The following is a 15,645-nucleotide window of genomic DNA, read 5'->3' as shown; positions in this document are numbered from 1 at the left end:
GTTACGAGTTACGTAGTGCCGTAATGCGTTTGTCCAACGGCGGGTGGCTCATTAACAGTTCAGTCAGTGACTGTTTACCATTAATACCAAATGCCATCATTGAACCCTCAAGCTGAGATTCTTGACTCATTTTTAGACGCTCTAACGCTGCGATCATCTTATGTTTACCCACAAGTTGCGCCGCGCCAGCATCAGCATGGAATTCACGATGTCGGCTATACCACATGGTGATAAAGCTCGCCAAGAAACCGAACACCAATTCAAGCACCATACTTACACCAAAGTAAACCATCATGTTACTGCCACCCTCTTCCTCGTCACTGTTTGACGAAACGATATTGGCAATAAAACGCGATAGGAAGATAACAAAGGTGTTAACCACGCCTTGCATCAAGGTCATTGTGACCATGTCACCATTGGCAATATGGCTCACTTCGTGCGCAAGGACCGCTTCTGCCTCATCACGAGTCATATTATGTAGTAGACCCGTCGATACTGCGACAAGAGAGTCATTGCGCTTTGCACCTGTCGCAAACGCGTTGATATCTGCTGAATCATAAATAGCGACGGTCGGCATACCGATGCCGACTTGCTCAGATTGACGGCGAACCGTTTCTATTAGCCAGTGCTCAGTCTCATTACGTGGGCTCTCGATAACCATACCGCCCACCGAACGCAGCGCCATCCCCTTTGACATCATCAAAGAGATGAACGAGCCACCAAAACCAAATACAGCAGCCATCACAAGCAAGCCTGATAGACTGCCCGGTTGCATACCTGTCATTGCATATACAATGTTCAGCACAACACTTAGTACCAGAACAACAGCTAAGTTGGTCGCAAGAAATAACATTACTCGCTTCATTACTTTTCTCCAAAAAAACGGAAGCATTTTATTATTGCTAAAGATACGTTGCTCTCTAGCTTGTTCTTAACCCTATAGATATAGTCTATTCCTTTTAATTACAAGGTTAAGCAGCAAATTGAAACATTTGATTTCTATATTCATTTCTTTTATTAACCAAACTCAATGCATTGATACCACGATAGCTCGTCGAATCAGTCTGTGAACTCACGGGCAAGACGTTAGACTTTGGTAGTATTGCCGAACAAATTAGACATGTTAGATTTAGGGTAGATGAGAAAATCCATGGAACAAAGGAATCGAATCATGGTTGAAACTAACGACTATCAAATGGCTATTGATCTGTTGTGCTGTCATTTAGGACTTTCTGAAGAAGAAGCCAAAAAGCAGTTAGGTATTTCTTCTGAAGATAAAACGCAAAAGCGCATCATCGAAACGCAATCTGCGTTGATGGGTCTTAACCACGACAAGTAATTTGCCCAGTTAATGAAAACGGCTGCCATTTGGCAGCCGTTTTACTTTTTGTCAGTTTCTACCCAATTAGTGGTGAAACATCGATATATTTTGCTAACCCTTGGCGTTTCACTGAAGGTACATAAGGGATTTCGCCTATCTTCGGAGCATCAATTTTCTGCTCAAGCATTTCGATAATGTCTGCGTAATGCTCTGTGCCTGGGTTGACTCGATTCGCCACCCAGCCGACTACTTCAAGTCCGTCCGCTTTAATCGCATCTAGCGTGAGCATTGCATGACTAAGGCAGCCTAGCTTAATACCCACAACAAGAACCACTGGCAACTTCTCTTGCTGCACCCAAGTAGATAGGCAGTCTGTAGCTGAAACAGGGACACGCCAACCACCCGCACCTTCAACCAAAACAATGTCTGAGTTCTGTTTATGTTGAGCGAGTTTATCACTCAAAATTGAGTACTCAATTTCAACCTTTTCACGCATTGCTGCGATATGCGGTGACGCAGGTAACTCTAGCGCATATGGATTGACATCGTCGTATGCAACTTCAACCGTCGCCGCCTTCTGCAGGTAGAGTGCATCTGAGTTTCTAAAACCCTCTCCAGTCTTATCACTACCCGCCGCAACTGGTTTATAACCAATTGTCTTTAATCCTTTTTCCGCTAACGCGTTTAAAATTGCTTTCGAAGCAACTGTTTTCCCAACATCGGTATCCGTACCCGCAATAAAAAATGCATCAATCATAGATGAATAACCCCTAAACAGACCTGATATGTTGCAGGTAGAAGACCCTGATGATTTCGATAGGTTTGATACTCTTGCTCAACTCGCATTAAAGCTTTTCGGCTAGTAAGGCCACTCGCCCTACCATCCACATGCGTTGCCCCGATGCCTTTTAAATCGCGCATTAGGGCAAAAGCGGTGTCGTACCACACCGTAATGGCCGCTAAGTCTAGTTGATGCTCATGGCATTCAGATTGCGCTAACGCAATTTTTACCTGATTGGCTGAGATAAACTCATTGACGTGTTGATATGAATCAATTTTAGCCCAAGACTGTTTCAGCTCATTTAATGAACCATCGAGCAAAGTTGAAAGGTAAGCACTACCTTGTGGCTTAACGACTCGGCGAATCTCTCGCATCGGTACAGACAAATCCTGACACCATTGTAGAGCCAAGCTCGAGAAGACATAATCAACACTGTTAGTCTCAAAAGGAAGTTTTTCCGCATCGCCTTGCTGATACGTGACGTGATCACTACCACATCGAGACTGTGCGGCGTCAAGCATTTGCTCAGACAAGTCAAAACAGATGACATGTGCACCACGCTTTAACAGCTCAAAAGAGAAATAGCCGGTCCCACAGCCCACGTCCAACACCGTTTTTCCTGTTAAGTCTTGTGGCATTTTCGCTAACAGACGCTCACCCACATCACGTTGAAACGCGGCGTGTTTATCATAACTGACCGCCGCGCGGCCAAATGCTTCCGCGATTGCAGCTTTATTATCGTAACTGGATGAGTCAATTAGTATCGCTTGTTCCATTTACTCACCCCTTTAGCGCTTGCTTTAGTTGTTCAGCCAGCTTATCTATATGATGGAATTGATGTTCCGCAGTCAGCGTAATCCTTAACCTCGCGCTACCATTTGGCACGGTAGGCGGACGAATTGCCGTCAACCAAATGCCTGCTGATTTTAATTGCTCCGCTACTGCAACGGATTTATCCGCACTGCCAATAATGAAGGGCTTAATGGGTGTATCCGTCGTTTGGTAGCCTTCAATATCGGAAAGTAGGTGATGATAGTACTCACTAAGCTCTGCCAACTTATCCCTACGCCATTGCTGCGTTTGAATCATTGACGCCGCGTGAGACAAAGCAACCGCTTGAGAAGGTGGTATTGCAGTCGAGTAAACGTGATGACGAGCGAACTGTGTCAGATAGTCACCGACTTGCTTGCTACACATAATTGCCGCGCCCGACAGGCCAAACGCTTTTCCAAAAGTAACCACGAGAATTTCAGGTTGAATGTTAGATTCGGCGCAACTACCACGGCCTTGCTGACCCAATACGCCAATCCCATGAGCATCATCAACCGCGAGCCAGCCTTTGCCTCTAGTAATGGAGTAGATATCCGCAAGTGGGGCAATATCTCCATCCATACTAAAGACGCCTTCAGTGACTACTAACGCGTTGTCACGCATTAAGCTACCTAAGTGATTAACATCATTGTGGCGAAAACGCTTCATCGCTGCTGGAGAGAGCATTCCCGCTTCCATCAACGATGCATGATTGAGCTTGTCTTGCAGCAATAAGTCGTCTTTCTCGAGTAACGAAAAAAGCAACGCTTGGTTAGCCGAAAACCCGGAACTGAACAGTATCGCTCTCTCGAAACCAAGCCAATCACAAAGCGTCTCTTCTAATTGAAGATGTGCAGATGAAAAGCCAGTCACAAGTGGCGAAGCACCGCTGCCGTTACCGTATTTATCCAGACCTTGCTGCCATGCGTTGGTCAAACTCTTATCAGACGCTAACCCAAGATAGTCATTGCTAGAAAAATTTATGTATTCTTCGCCGCTTTTTTTCAACTGCGCTGAATTACCATCATCAATGATATGAATCGAGCGGCTAAGCCCTTGATCACTTCTTTGAATAAGGGCTTGTTGGATGCGAGTGTTAAACGCTGGCATCGTAGAATAGATCGTCTTTTGCTGGTCTTGCTGCTACGCGCTCTACCACACGGTCAAGCAGATCATTTTCTTCAATCTCATCAGGTTTTTGGGAAACTTCTTGGCTGTTGATACCCAGCTTGTTAAATAGCTGCATATCTTTATCTTCAGATGGGTTTGGTGTGGTTAGTAGCTTGCAACCGTAGAATACTGAGTTTGCTCCTGCCATAAAGCACAACGCCTGCATTTGTTCATTCATGTCCTCACGACCGGCAGATAGACGCACAGCAGACATTGGCATCATGATACGAGCCACAGCAATCAGACGAACAAAATCGAACGGCTCAACATCATCTACCTCTTCAAGTGGCGTACCTTTCACTTTAACCAACATATTAATTGGCACACTCTCTGGGTGCGTTGGTAAGTTGGCCAGCTCGACAAAAAGTCCCGCTCGATCGTTAGTGCTCTCACCCATGCCAATGATACCGCCAGAACAGATCTTCATACCCGCATCACGAACGTGAGATAAGGTATCTAGGCGATCTTGATATGTACGAGTTGTGATGATGCTGCCATAGAATTCTGGCGACGTATCTAGGTTATGGTTGTAGTAATCCAAACCCGCGTCAGACAGGGACTTAGCTTGATCTGGCGTCAACATGCCTAGCGTCATACATGTCTCTAATCCCATGCCTTTTACACCCTTTATCATATCGGTAAGGTGAGGCATATCGCGCTCTTTTGGATTTTTCCACGCTGCGCCCATACAAAAACGTGTAGAGCCCGCGTTCTTGGCCTTTTGCGCCGCGTCGAGAACACGTTCGACTTCCATTAAGCGCTCTTTCTCAATGTCAGTGGTGTAGCGAGCACTCTGAGGACAATATTTGCAATCCTCTGGACAAGCACCCGTTTTGATGGAGAGTAACGTACTCACTTGTACATGGTTATGTTGCTGGTATTGACGATGAACCATTTGCGCTTCGAACAGAAGATCCATAAATGGTTTCTCCATAAGCTCTCGAACTTCGGCAACAGTCCAATTGTGACGTACTTCCACGTGCTTTCCTTTCATTTATTGTTGGTTTGATTACTTGGCTAGTCTACTGACACAATGTAGACTGTCAACACAACAAAAAATCAAAAGTTTACATATGGTTATTTATTGATCATTTTAATTTTAGGAATTGAACATGGATCTCGCTTTCGATCGCCGTCATATATGGCATCCTTACACATCGACGTTAACACCTCTGACCTGCTATCCCGTAAGCTCTGCCAAAGGAGTAATGCTTGAATTAGAAGATGGCAAACAGCTTATCGATGGGATGTCCTCATGGTGGTCAGCGATTCATGGTTACAACCACCCACACCTCAACCAAGCGGCTCACAGTCAAATCGACAAGGTTTCTCATGTAATGTTTGGTGGGATTACTCATGAACCAGCGATTAACTTGTGTAAGAAGCTACTCTCATTCGCTCCTGAAAATTTGCAGCATGTATTTCTTGCTGATTCCGGCTCTGTCTCTGTAGAAGTAAGCTTAAAAATGGCCTTGCAATACTGGCATGCCAAAGGGCAATCAAGACCCAAGTTTCTTACCTTGAGAGACGGTTACCACGGCGACACCTTTGCGGCGATGTCGGTCACTGATCCTGACAACTCAATGCACTCTTTATACAAAGGTTTTCTGCCCGAGCATATCTTTGCCCAATCCCCTAAAACTGGTTACTGGCAAGAGTGGGATGAATCAGATCTTGATGATTTCAAAGAGAAGCTAGATCGACACCATCAAGAGATCGCGGCGGTGATATTAGAGCCGATAGTCCAAGGTGCGGGGGGTATGCGTATCTATCATCCCAATTTCCTAAAAGGGGTGAGAGATCTGTGCGATCAATATGGGCTGCTGTTGATCCTAGACGAAATTGCGACCGGATTTGGCCGCACAGGTAAGATGTTTGCTTGTGAGCATGCCGATATTCAACCGGATATCTTATGTGTTGGTAAAGCACTTACCAGCGGTTATATGACACTATCAGCGACATTGGCCTCGAGCGAAGTGGCGCACACTGTTTGTGGGGGTGACGCAGGCTGCTTTATGCACGGACCCACCTTTATGGGTAACCCGTTAGCCTGTGCTGTTGCTGCTGCGAGTATGGAGTTACTCGAAGAAAACCACTGGCAGGCACAAACAAAACAAATAGAAAGCCTATTTGCAGAGCTGTTACCCAAACTCAAACACTATGACTTAGTCGATGACGTGCGCTGGCTAGGCGCTATCGGCGTGGTAGAGACAAAGTCACCCGTGAATATGGAAAACATTCAGGCGCATTTTGTTGAACAAGGCGTGTGGATTCGTCCATTTGGCAAGCTGATTTATATGATGCCACCATTTATCAGCGAAGCAGAGCATATCCAGCAGCTTGTCGATGCGGTGGAATGCGCGCTAAAAAATACAGATTGCTTCCAATAAAAAGCCCCCTTGGGAGCTTTTTTATTGATTCTACTCAATATCAATAATCCATTTACGAAATTGCTTGCGCTCTTCCGGCGATGCATCCAAATATAGAGACTGAAGCTTTATAAACTTAGAGTTAGTTACTTTCTCTAATTGCTCGTAATCGACCAGATTACCGTCGGAGAAATAGATTTTATTTTCTTTATTGTAGTTAGCCACAAGAGCTGGAATGTCGGCATAAGGGAAGAATCCTTTTTTAGCGGGTAATAGCGCTAACTGAAAGTCTTCGATTTCTTTATCTTGGTCATAGACAACAAACCAAGGAGCAGATTTCTCAAGAGCACTTACAACTCTCTTATGTTTACGACTAATGAGTTCAATTTCAATTTCACTATTCTTGTCAGTATCCAACGTGAGAACATAGGGCTTAGTGTTCAGAAGCTCAGAGCTAGTGCCGGTAGAAAGGTTGCCAGAAAAAGAAAAGACTATTTGATTGTCGCCATCCTTCAGCTCGTAATGACTCTCAGAGTTCTCCTCAACTTCTTGACCATTGATCGTGTGAACTTCGAATCCACGCTCAACAGATAGCTGAGCGGCCTGAATTGTACTTGAGACCAATACAAATATAAAAAGAAAAATTGACTTCATGTTTTTAACCATCCGTAAATAAAACAAAACCAGCGCCTAAGCGCTGGTTTATATTGTAGGTCATTGACTTTCAATTAGAAAGTTAGGTATAGACCTGCAGCTGCGAAGTCAGCTTCTTGCTTGCTAGCAACGCTGCTACCAGAAAGCTCAGTTACGTTGTATTCAACGAATGCTGTTAGGTTAGCCATAACTGCGTATTCTAAGCCTAGGTAGTAGTTATCTAGGTCAGCGTCAATGTTTGCACCTGACGTTGTTTTATCAGCTGTAAGTACTTGGTAAGCACCATATACTTTGTACGCATCCCAAGAGTAAGACGCTGCTAGAGCGTAAGTGTTACCATCGTGATCGCCTAAGCTAGCTGTAGAATCACCACCTTCAACGTTTACGTCACCTTGACCTTCGTACTGAGTGTAAGTACCAGCTACGTAGAAACCATTTGCTTCGTAAGATACAGATAGACCCATTGAGTTACGGTCGTAATCTTGTGTTTTCTCGTCCGCTTGTAGGTATGCAGCACCGATAGTGAAGTCAGCGATTGCGTAATCAGCTGAGATAGCCCAGTCGCTGTCAACAGTCTCTGAAGCTTTAGTCTGGATATCAGCAGATAGGCTTAGAGAGTCAGCTACTGTAATTTCGTAACGGATACCGTTACCAGCAGACTCAGTACTGTTGTAAACTACGTCTACATCTGCACCTTCGTTAGTAAGTTCAGCTTTCTCTAGGATAGCGTAAGAAGAACCAGTCTCACCGAAAGTTACTTTACCGAAGTTACCTTTGAAACCAACTTTAGCGTCGTCAACTTTAACAGTATCGCCATTGTCAGCTTCCATTTCGAAAGAACCGAAAGCTGTCACAGAATCAGAAAGTTTGTGGTCAACGTCAAACTGAACGTTAGCCCAAGCGTAAACTTGTGCGTCGTCATCAGTAACTGTAGAACCGCCAGATTTAGTCTTTAGCGTTTTAAGAACTGTATCAACTTCACCAGAAACCTTCACTGAAGTAGCGTCGTTTTCGTATAAGTTACCCGCGTTTGCAGAAGCTGTTGCTAGCACAGCTAGAGCTACTAGAGTCTTTTTCATAATAATCCACTGCCTTTTCTATAGAATGGGAGATCCTTGCCCGGTTCCCTTTATGTTTTTTGATGATGATTCTGACCTCTTTTGGGTTGGATATCATCGCCACTAAATTTCGAGGTCTAGATTGCAAAAGATTATTCGGACTGTCAAATGTTCTAAAAAACTTTGCTAAAAAAACATAAAACTCATTTAAAACAATGAATTACATATATATCAGGATAAAATACGAGCAACTTCATACCGTTTTCTCATCTTTGATTCAGTTATCCCTAAAGTACATTTTTGGAATAAAACTCCACCAAAATCTTAACAGGCCACCATTTAAAGAACTTAACACTACAAGATACGTGAATGTAGCGAGTTATATTTTTTACATTTAGAATTAATTGTAAGTATTTGAAGGTTCAGTTTTTTTTTGTGAACAAGATCCACATTTGGCGATTAAGGATTCTATTTCGTGAACTGAGTAGTGTTTAGCAAAGTGTGCTATGATGCGTCACCCGCCACATAGGTCACAGTATGATTACCAGTAAAATTCAACAATCCATTCGTACAAGCTATCAAAACCTACAGACACAGCTAGAAAACTTTGTACCTCGTCGAGCGCAAAACTATCTCGTTGCGGAAATCGCCAAAACACTTTGTGGCGAATATCACAAATCTACCCGCATGATCGTAGCTGAAGCTGGAACAGGAATCGGTAAATCTCTCTCTTATCTAATGGCCGTTATTCCAGTTGCCGTGCTCAATAATCGCAAAGTCGTTATCTCTACAGCGACAGTTGCGCTACAAGAGCAGCTAGTGAATAAAGATCTCCCTCTATATAGAAGGCTAACGGATCGCGAGTTCTCTTTTATATTGGCTAAAGGACGTCAACGTTATTGCTGCTCCGAGAAGCTCGCTTCTGCAAGTGGCGTCGATGGCGGACAGCTGACAATGTTTGAAACTAAGCCTAAGAAAAAAGATATCGAACTACTTGAAACCATGTATAAGTCCCTCACTCAAGGTAAATGGGATGGGGACAGAGATTCGTGGCCAAAGCCTATCAAAGATGAAATATGGCAACTGATCGTGAGCGATAAGCACAGCTGTAACAACAGTATGCCCGCGCATCGCGACTGTCCTTTTCAAAAAGCACGTGCCGAACTCGATAAAACAGATGTCATTATCGCTAACCATAGTTTGGTCATGGCGGACGCCGACCTTGGCGGTGGTGTCATACTCCCAGAGCCGGAAAACACGATTTATGTTTTTGATGAAGCACACCATCTTCCTCATGTTGCTCGTGACCACTCATCAGCGGCCGCGAGTTTAAAAGGGGCTGCGAGCTGGCTAGAAAGACTGAACCAGTCGGTGACCAAGTTTTCCAATATGGCCGATGAAAAACGTGTATCGCGTTTTCGCAACGAGCTGCAAGACTCAGTACAACAACTGATTCCTTCCTTATCTCAGTTAGCCACTCGATTTGATCCTGCCCATTTCGAGGACAATATTTATCGCTTTGAAAACGGTGAGTTACCTAGCTGGTTGGAAGAGGAATCTAAAGAGTTAAAAAAACTCTCACAGAAAGGCGCTCAAGCGGTAGCAAAAATCGCTGACCTGATTGCAGAAAGAGTAAAAGATGGTGAACTCGCCAACAGACTAGCAGAGCCCGCGTTAGCCGAACTCGGTTTCTATATCCAACGTATGGATAATCTTGCTCAAGTATGGAACCTGATGGCTGAGCCTTTACGAGAAAAAGGTGCACCACTTGCACGCTGGCTTGAAGTCAGCCCAGAGCGTGATGGTGACTTTACTGTCAATGTCTCTCCACTTGAAGTTGGCTGGCAACTAGACCAGCAACTATGGAGTCGTTGTGTCGGCGCAGTACTGACATCGGCAACCTTACGCGCGCTCAATTCGTTTAGCTTTTTCTGTCGCCAAGCCGGAGTCAGTGAAAAGCCAGATGACGGCGTTCGCTTCCTGGCACTCGCCTCACCGTTTGATTATCAAAATCAAGCGGAGCTGCATGTGCCTAAAATGAAATACGAACCACAGGCACCTCAGTTTACGGAATATCTTATTGAGTTATTGCCTAACCTAATTGAAGATAAGAAAGCCAATTTAGTTTTATTCTCTTCCTATTGGCAAATGAACCAAGTTGCTGATGCACTCTCAACAGATTTCGTAAAACAAGGCTGGGCGTTGCAGGTGCAAGGAAAAGAGTCGCGTTCTGAGATCCTAAAAAAACATAAAACCTTGGTTCAGTGTCAGAAGACAAGTGTTCTATTTGGTACTGGCAGTTTTTCCGAAGGACTCGACTTACCGGGTGAATTACTTGAAAACTTGATTATCACTAAGATTCCTTTTGCGGTTCCCACTTCTCCCGTAGAAAGAGCGCATGCTGAATATATCGAAAACCGTGGCGGTAACCCATTTATGCAGATCAGCGTCCCGGAAGCGAGTAAAAAGCTAATTCAATCAGTGGGGCGCTTACTGCGTAAAGAGAGAGATTCTGGTAAAGTCATCATCCTTGATCGCCGTGTGGTGACCAAACGTTATGGAAGTGCTCTGCTCGACTCACTACCACCATTTAAACGAGTAATAGAATAATCTTCGCCCTATATAAAAGAAGAATCATTATATGGAATTTTTAGAGCCAACCATGCTGTTGGTGTTGGCACTTGTCGCCTTTCTTGCTGGATTTATTGATGCGGTAGCTGGCGGTGGCGGAATGCTCACTGTCCCGACTCTATTGTCTTTAGGCCTACCTCCGCATATTGCCTTGGGGACTAACAAGCTTGCCGCAACCTTTGCATCGTCTACTGCGGCACTCACCTATTATCGCAAGAAGTTGTTTAAGCCAGAGTGTTGGGGGCGCGCTTTCATCGCTACCTTAACCGGAGCAATATTAGGTACCTTGTTTGTCGACCTAATAAGTACCCAATGGTTAGAAAAGATTTTGCCACTGGTGATTCTCGCCGCAGCGATCTATACCATTTGGCACAAAACGCCAAGCCAAGTGAACAACGAGACTCCAGATCCATGTCCGACCGTTAAGAAAAAACAGTATGCCCAAGGTTTAACACTGGGCTTTTATGATGGTGTTGCTGGACCAGGAACCGGCGCTTTTTGGACCGTAAGTTCAATGGCGCTATACCGATTAAATATTCTGTTGGCGTCAGGCCTTGCTAAGGCGATGAACTTCACCAGTAACTTTACCTCTTTAGTGACCTTCGCCATTTTAGGCCACATTGATTGGGTGCTAGGCTTAACGATGGGTGTCTGCTTAATGGCTGGAGCATTCGTCGGGGCTCACTCAGCGATCAAGTTTGGTGCGAAATTCATTCGCCCTGTTTTTGTCACCGTGGTTAGTATTCTTGCGGTAAAACTTGCTTACGAAGCATGGTTTGTAAACTTGTAAGGCGTCGGTCATGAGCAAAATAAATCAGCTTAAATCAACACTAGAAGAGCTCGCAGTTCAAGCCGCTAGCCTCGACAGACAACGAGGCGAGCATCACCTTGCACTGTTTGACGAACGACTTTTCCAGTGCAAAGCGAAACTGTTGGTTCCATGTGTGAAAGAAACCCAATCAACTCTGCAATCCATCGTCAGAGAAGAAGAAGCAGGTAAACTGACTGCCATGCGCGCGGAATATCTCACTGAGCGTCTTTTTGCCCAAGTCAGCGCCATACAACGAGAGTTAGCCACAACGAAAATTCGTAAAAACGAACCGAAACACAAAAGCTACTTTCAAAAACCGATTAACGAGCTTTACCAACACTTATCCCAACACCAAGATTGGGAGCGTCGTTTAATGGAAATGGTTCGAGATAAAGAGCTCGCACTACAATATGCCCCACCCTTTCAGCAGCAAGCCGCCCAGCAAGACCTTCTGGCTACAGAGCAACGCCTCAAACGTTGCCAAGAAGCCAAACTAAAAATCGAAAAGCAGATCACCTACCGAGAGAGAAACCAATAATGTCTTCTTCTAACTCAGGCTTAGATCAAGCACCTGATGAAATCAAACTCGCCGTTGACCTTATCTATCTATTTGAAAGTAACGAAGTCGATCCAAAAGTTGCTCTTGAAGCATTAAAAATTGTTCAATCTGATCTAGAGCGTAAGTTAGAGCAAACATGTACCAACTAACATTTGATTTGAAAGCATTCCTCGCTGAGCACTGGCATAAAAAGCCAACCGTAATCAAAGCTGGATTTGCTGACTTTATTGATCCAATTTCCGCGGATGAGCTTGCTGGTCTTGCGATGGAAGAAGAGATCGACTCACGCTTCATTTCTAATAAAGACAATCAATGGTCCGCCACTCATGGGCCATTGCCAGAATCACATTTTGAATCTCTGGACGAATCTCACTGGCAACTCATTGTCCAAGCCTGCAATCACTGGCATTTAGGCTCTGCTGAATTGGTCCAAGCATTTAAGCAACTTCCCCAATGGTTATTCGACGATCTTATGGTCTGCTTTTCGGCCCCAGAAGGTGGCGTCGGCCCGCACATCGACCAATATGACGTCTTCATTATCCAAGGCAGTGGCAAGCGTCGCTGGCGTGTTGGCGATATCGATAAAGGTCAATACAAAGAATCCATTCAAGCGGGTGCTTTAAGACAAATTGAAGGCTTTGAATCCATCATTGATGAAGTGCTTGAGCCTGGAGATATTCTCTATATCCCACCCGGTTTTCCTCACGAGGGGAACACGCTAGAACCAAGTATGAGTTACTCAATTGGATTCCGCTCACCGAAAGAGCAAGAGTTACTGAGTAACTTTGCTGACTACGTACTGGCTCATGATATTGGTGACGTTCACCTACATAATCCAGAGCAGTCAGCGCAAGACAACAATGGTGAGTTGCTAAGTCAAGATTTGGCAAAGCTAACCGATATGCTAAAAGCAGCACTCAACGGTGAGAAAGATATACAAACGTTTATGGGGGCGATGTTGAGTCAATCTCGTCACCAACTTGATATTGTCGAACCCGAGGAAGCGTACAGTGACACTGAGGTGAGCGAGTATTTGCAATCTGGTGGAGTACTTAGAAAAGTATCAGGGCTACGAGCTCTTTATCATCAAGGGTATTTTCACTCCATTTACATCAATGGTGAAAGCTTCGATGTACCCAATTCAAATATGACACGTGCTTTGTGTGACTATGACGAGCTATCCATTGATTCATCCACTGGACCCGATCTTGATGAATCGACCCAACTGCTAACTAAGCTCGTTAATAAAGGCTATTGGTACTTCGACTGACGGCTTTACTACTCAGAAAAGAGGGCTTCGATGTATCGAAGCCCTTGTTATATGAAAATAGTCTAGTTGGAACCGTTAGACTTTAAACTGCTCCACCAGCGATTGCTGCTTCGAAGACAATTCACCAATCTGCGAACTGACCATCTCGGACTCTTCCGCTTGGGTTAATATCTGAGCGCTCAAATCACGAATGTTACTTACATTTTGGTTAACTTCCGCGGAAACAGACTGCTGCTCTTCTGCTGCTTTCACGATCTGCGAGTTCATATCATTGATTGAAGCAATAGCTTCGAAGATCTGGCTTAACTCCGCTGCTGCATTTTGTACTTGCGTTGCCGAGTCATTGGCTAAATCATTACCATCTTGTATCGCTTGAACAACGTCTCGGGTCCCATTTTGCACGTTCTCGATCACCTGACGAATTTCACCCACAGATTCTTGAGTACGGCTGGCTAGATTTCTCACCTCGTCAGCAACCACAGCAAAGCCACGCCCTTGCTCTCCTGCCCTCGCCGCTTCAATCGCCGCGTTTAACGCCAGTAAGTTGGTCTGTTCCGAAATCCCCTCAATGACAGAGAGAATTTCAGTGATATTGGCATTGTTGGACGCTAGCTCCTCAACCACAGGCACCGCTGCAGTCATACGATCCACTAAACGAATCATTTCAGTTTGAGACTGTTCGATCACATTTTGACCATTGGCTGCAAACTCATTGGCCTTCTCCGCCGCTTTGACCGCGACTTCCGCATTCTGCACAACAAGGCTTGCCGTTTGAGTCATCTCTTCAGACGCGGTGGCGACCAGATCAACCTCTTTGAATTGTGCATCACTGCTGGATCTCGTTTGCTGAGCAGCCACTCTTGATTGCTGCGTTGTCGTGCCAATTTGCAGCGTAGTATCAACCACATCGCTAATGATTGATTGAAGTTTATCTAAGAACTTATTGAAGCCAAGTGATAACTGGCCAATCTCATCTTGCGATTTTATCTCTAGGCGCTGGGTTAAATCCCCTTCACCAGATGCAATATCTTCTAAGCGAGCGGCAACTTCACGGATAGGTTTAACCAAGCGAGACGCTGCAAAGGCAATCGTCGCTAACCCCAAGATAACCAACACAACGCCGGCAATAAGTTCGGTTTGAACGCTAGATTCCACTTGCTGGCTGATTATCTCGTCTAGCTCTTCTGCATCAGATAAGACGCTTGAACGTGGCATATCAAACAACACCCCCCACGTTTGATTTGCCACCATGATGGGTGCAAATACGCTCAGCCACGCCCCATCTTTGCTCCACTGGGTTGTCACTTCTTGGCCAAAGAGCTGATCCGTTATCTGGTCATTCGTTAAAATGTCACTTGTGTATGGCTGACCAACTTGTACAGAAGAGTTATCACTGGCAATCAAAGAACCATCTAAACTGATTAAGTTAATTGCACCGCTACCAGAAAACAGTTCCTGATCTGAACTGGTCACGATACCCGCCAACGAATCAAGCCTTAGATCAATACCAAAGAAACCAATCGTCGTATCTTCAATCTTAAGAGGGACAGAAATTGAGCTGGTCAGAAAGGCACCGCCGTCTTGTGTGATAACGCGAGGAGTAGTCACACACGTTTCCCCTGAAGCGATAGGACAATAAAATCGCTCACTATTTACAGAGTCCGCTAATGTCGCTTCAGAAATAGCATTGGCGACAATATTTTCGCCATTCTTCGCCGTCATCCAATACGAAGCAAAACGCCCTTTGTCATTCGAACCAACGTATTCCGCATCGATATAGTTACTGTCTTCGCCATCAAGCATTTCTGGTCTAAACACCAGATACGCACCTTGGATCGCATCAAAACTGGTTACTGCTCGGCGAACCATTTCATCCAACGCTATACGTAGCTCTTCACTATCACCGAAGTTTTCTTCACTCAGTCCCTTTTGAAACATAGCGCTCGAGGCGAGCATCTCTGCACGATACAAGGCTTCATTGAGATACTCGGTCACTTCGGTTGCACTGAGCAAAGCACGAGTTTCAACAATTTGCTCGGATTTATTGATAACCGATGCAGAGCTCTGTTGCTTGATTTGGTGTTGGTTTGAGATTGCGTTATAAACGGAAAAACCGATTAACGACAAAGAGGTGATAAGCAGGCACATGCCCGCAAGGAGTGTGATTTTCCACTGCACAGATAACGTTCGCATATTACTTCCTTTTAGCAA

At 44.8% G+C, this 15,645-nt stretch carries 15 protein-coding genes; 7 read left to right on the top strand and 8 right to left on the bottom strand.

Going from position 1 to position 15,645, the window contains the following annotated elements:
* Position 1: 1 nt before the first annotated feature.
* The gene (htpX, locus tag VIA_RS13120) at positions 2-865 is read right to left on the bottom strand and encodes a protease HtpX (protein ID WP_004413501.1); all 864 of its coding nucleotides are present in this window, start codon (positions 863-865) and stop codon (positions 2-4) included.
* Positions 866-1,171: 306 nt separating this feature from the next.
* Here htpX and VIA_RS22375 point away from each other — a divergent pair, with 306 nt between their 5' ends.
* The gene (locus VIA_RS22375; protein ID WP_004413500.1) at positions 1,172-1,339 is read left to right on the top strand and encodes a hypothetical protein; all 168 of its coding nucleotides are present in this window, start codon (positions 1,172-1,174) and stop codon (positions 1,337-1,339) included.
* Positions 1,340-1,397: 58 nt separating this feature from the next.
* On the opposite strand, the gene bioD is transcribed toward VIA_RS22375, so the two are convergent.
* Genes bioD through bioB form a run of 4 tightly spaced genes read right to left on the bottom strand, consistent with a single transcriptional unit; the run spans position 1,398 to position 5,061 of the window.
* A complete protein-coding gene (gene bioD / locus VIA_RS13115; protein WP_004413499.1) occupies positions 1,398-2,078 on the bottom strand; it encodes a dethiobiotin synthase in 681 nt (226 codons plus the stop codon).
* On the bottom strand, positions 2,075-2,878 hold the full coding sequence (bioC, locus tag VIA_RS13110; protein WP_004413498.1) for a malonyl-ACP O-methyltransferase BioC: 804 nt from the start codon (positions 2,876-2,878) through the stop codon (positions 2,075-2,077). The genes bioD and bioC overlap by 4 nt, the downstream gene beginning before the upstream one ends.
* A 4-nt stretch (positions 2,879-2,882) precedes the next feature.
* A complete protein-coding gene (bioF, locus tag VIA_RS13105; RefSeq protein ID WP_004413496.1) occupies positions 2,883-4,022 on the bottom strand; it encodes an 8-amino-7-oxononanoate synthase in 1,140 nt (379 codons plus the stop codon).
* Entirely contained in the window at positions 4,009-5,061 is a 1,053-nt protein-coding gene (gene bioB / locus VIA_RS13100) for a biotin synthase BioB (protein WP_004413495.1), read from the bottom strand. The genes bioF and bioB overlap by 14 nt, the downstream gene beginning before the upstream one ends.
* 133 nt (positions 5,062-5,194) lie before the next feature.
* Here bioB and bioA point away from each other — a divergent pair, with 133 nt between their 5' ends.
* Complete coding sequence (bioA, locus tag VIA_RS13095) at positions 5,195-6,472, top strand: adenosylmethionine--8-amino-7-oxononanoate transaminase (RefSeq protein ID WP_004413494.1); 1,278 nt, start codon at positions 5,195-5,197, stop codon at positions 6,470-6,472.
* A gap of 30 nt (positions 6,473-6,502) precedes the next feature.
* Here the strand turns inward: bioA and VIA_RS13090 are convergent, their stop codons facing one another.
* Positions 6,503-7,105, bottom strand: a complete 603-nt coding sequence (locus VIA_RS13090) for a DUF2057 family protein (protein WP_004413493.1) — start codon at positions 7,103-7,105, stop codon at positions 6,503-6,505.
* A 74-nt stretch (positions 7,106-7,179) separates the two neighbouring features.
* Positions 7,180-8,184, bottom strand: coding sequence for a porin (locus VIA_RS13085; RefSeq protein ID WP_004413492.1), 1,005 nt, complete (start codon positions 8,182-8,184; stop codon positions 7,180-7,182).
* 516 nt (positions 8,185-8,700) lie between these two features.
* Here VIA_RS13085 and dinG point away from each other — a divergent pair.
* From dinG to VIA_RS13060, 5 genes are read left to right on the top strand one after another with little or no spacing between them, the layout of a single operon-like run.
* Complete coding sequence (gene dinG / locus VIA_RS13080) at positions 8,701-10,773, top strand: ATP-dependent DNA helicase DinG (RefSeq protein WP_004413491.1); 2,073 nt, start codon at positions 8,701-8,703, stop codon at positions 10,771-10,773.
* A gap of 31 nt (positions 10,774-10,804) precedes the next feature.
* Complete coding sequence (locus VIA_RS13075; protein WP_004413490.1) at positions 10,805-11,584, top strand: sulfite exporter TauE/SafE family protein; 780 nt, start codon at positions 10,805-10,807, stop codon at positions 11,582-11,584.
* Positions 11,585-11,594: 10 nt separating this feature from the next.
* Positions 11,595-12,143, top strand: a complete 549-nt coding sequence (locus tag VIA_RS13070; protein ID WP_004413489.1) for a primosomal replication protein — start codon at positions 11,595-11,597, stop codon at positions 12,141-12,143.
* Entirely contained in the window at positions 12,143-12,313 is a 171-nt protein-coding gene (gene rsmS / locus VIA_RS13065) for a pleiotropic regulatory protein RsmS (protein ID WP_004413488.1), read from the top strand. The genes VIA_RS13070 and rsmS overlap by 1 nt, the downstream gene beginning before the upstream one ends.
* Positions 12,301-13,434 carry a ribosomal protein uL16 3-hydroxylase gene (locus VIA_RS13060; RefSeq protein WP_004413487.1) on the top strand — a complete coding sequence of 378 codons (1,134 nt, stop codon included), beginning with the start codon at positions 12,301-12,303 and terminating at the stop codon, positions 13,432-13,434. The genes rsmS and VIA_RS13060 overlap by 13 nt, the downstream gene beginning before the upstream one ends.
* Positions 13,435-13,509: 75 nt before the next feature.
* Here VIA_RS13060 and VIA_RS13055 read toward each other — a convergent pair whose 3' ends face one another.
* Positions 13,510-15,627, bottom strand: coding sequence for a methyl-accepting chemotaxis protein (locus VIA_RS13055; RefSeq protein WP_004413486.1), 2,118 nt, complete (start codon positions 15,625-15,627; stop codon positions 13,510-13,512).
* Positions 15,628-15,645: the final 18 nt, after the last annotated feature.

The organism is Vibrio orientalis CIP 102891 = ATCC 33934 (assembly GCF_000176235.1).
Taxonomy (GTDB): domain Bacteria; phylum Pseudomonadota; class Gammaproteobacteria; order Enterobacterales; family Vibrionaceae; genus Vibrio; species Vibrio orientalis.
This window is presented reverse-complemented; position numbering and strand designations above follow the sequence as displayed.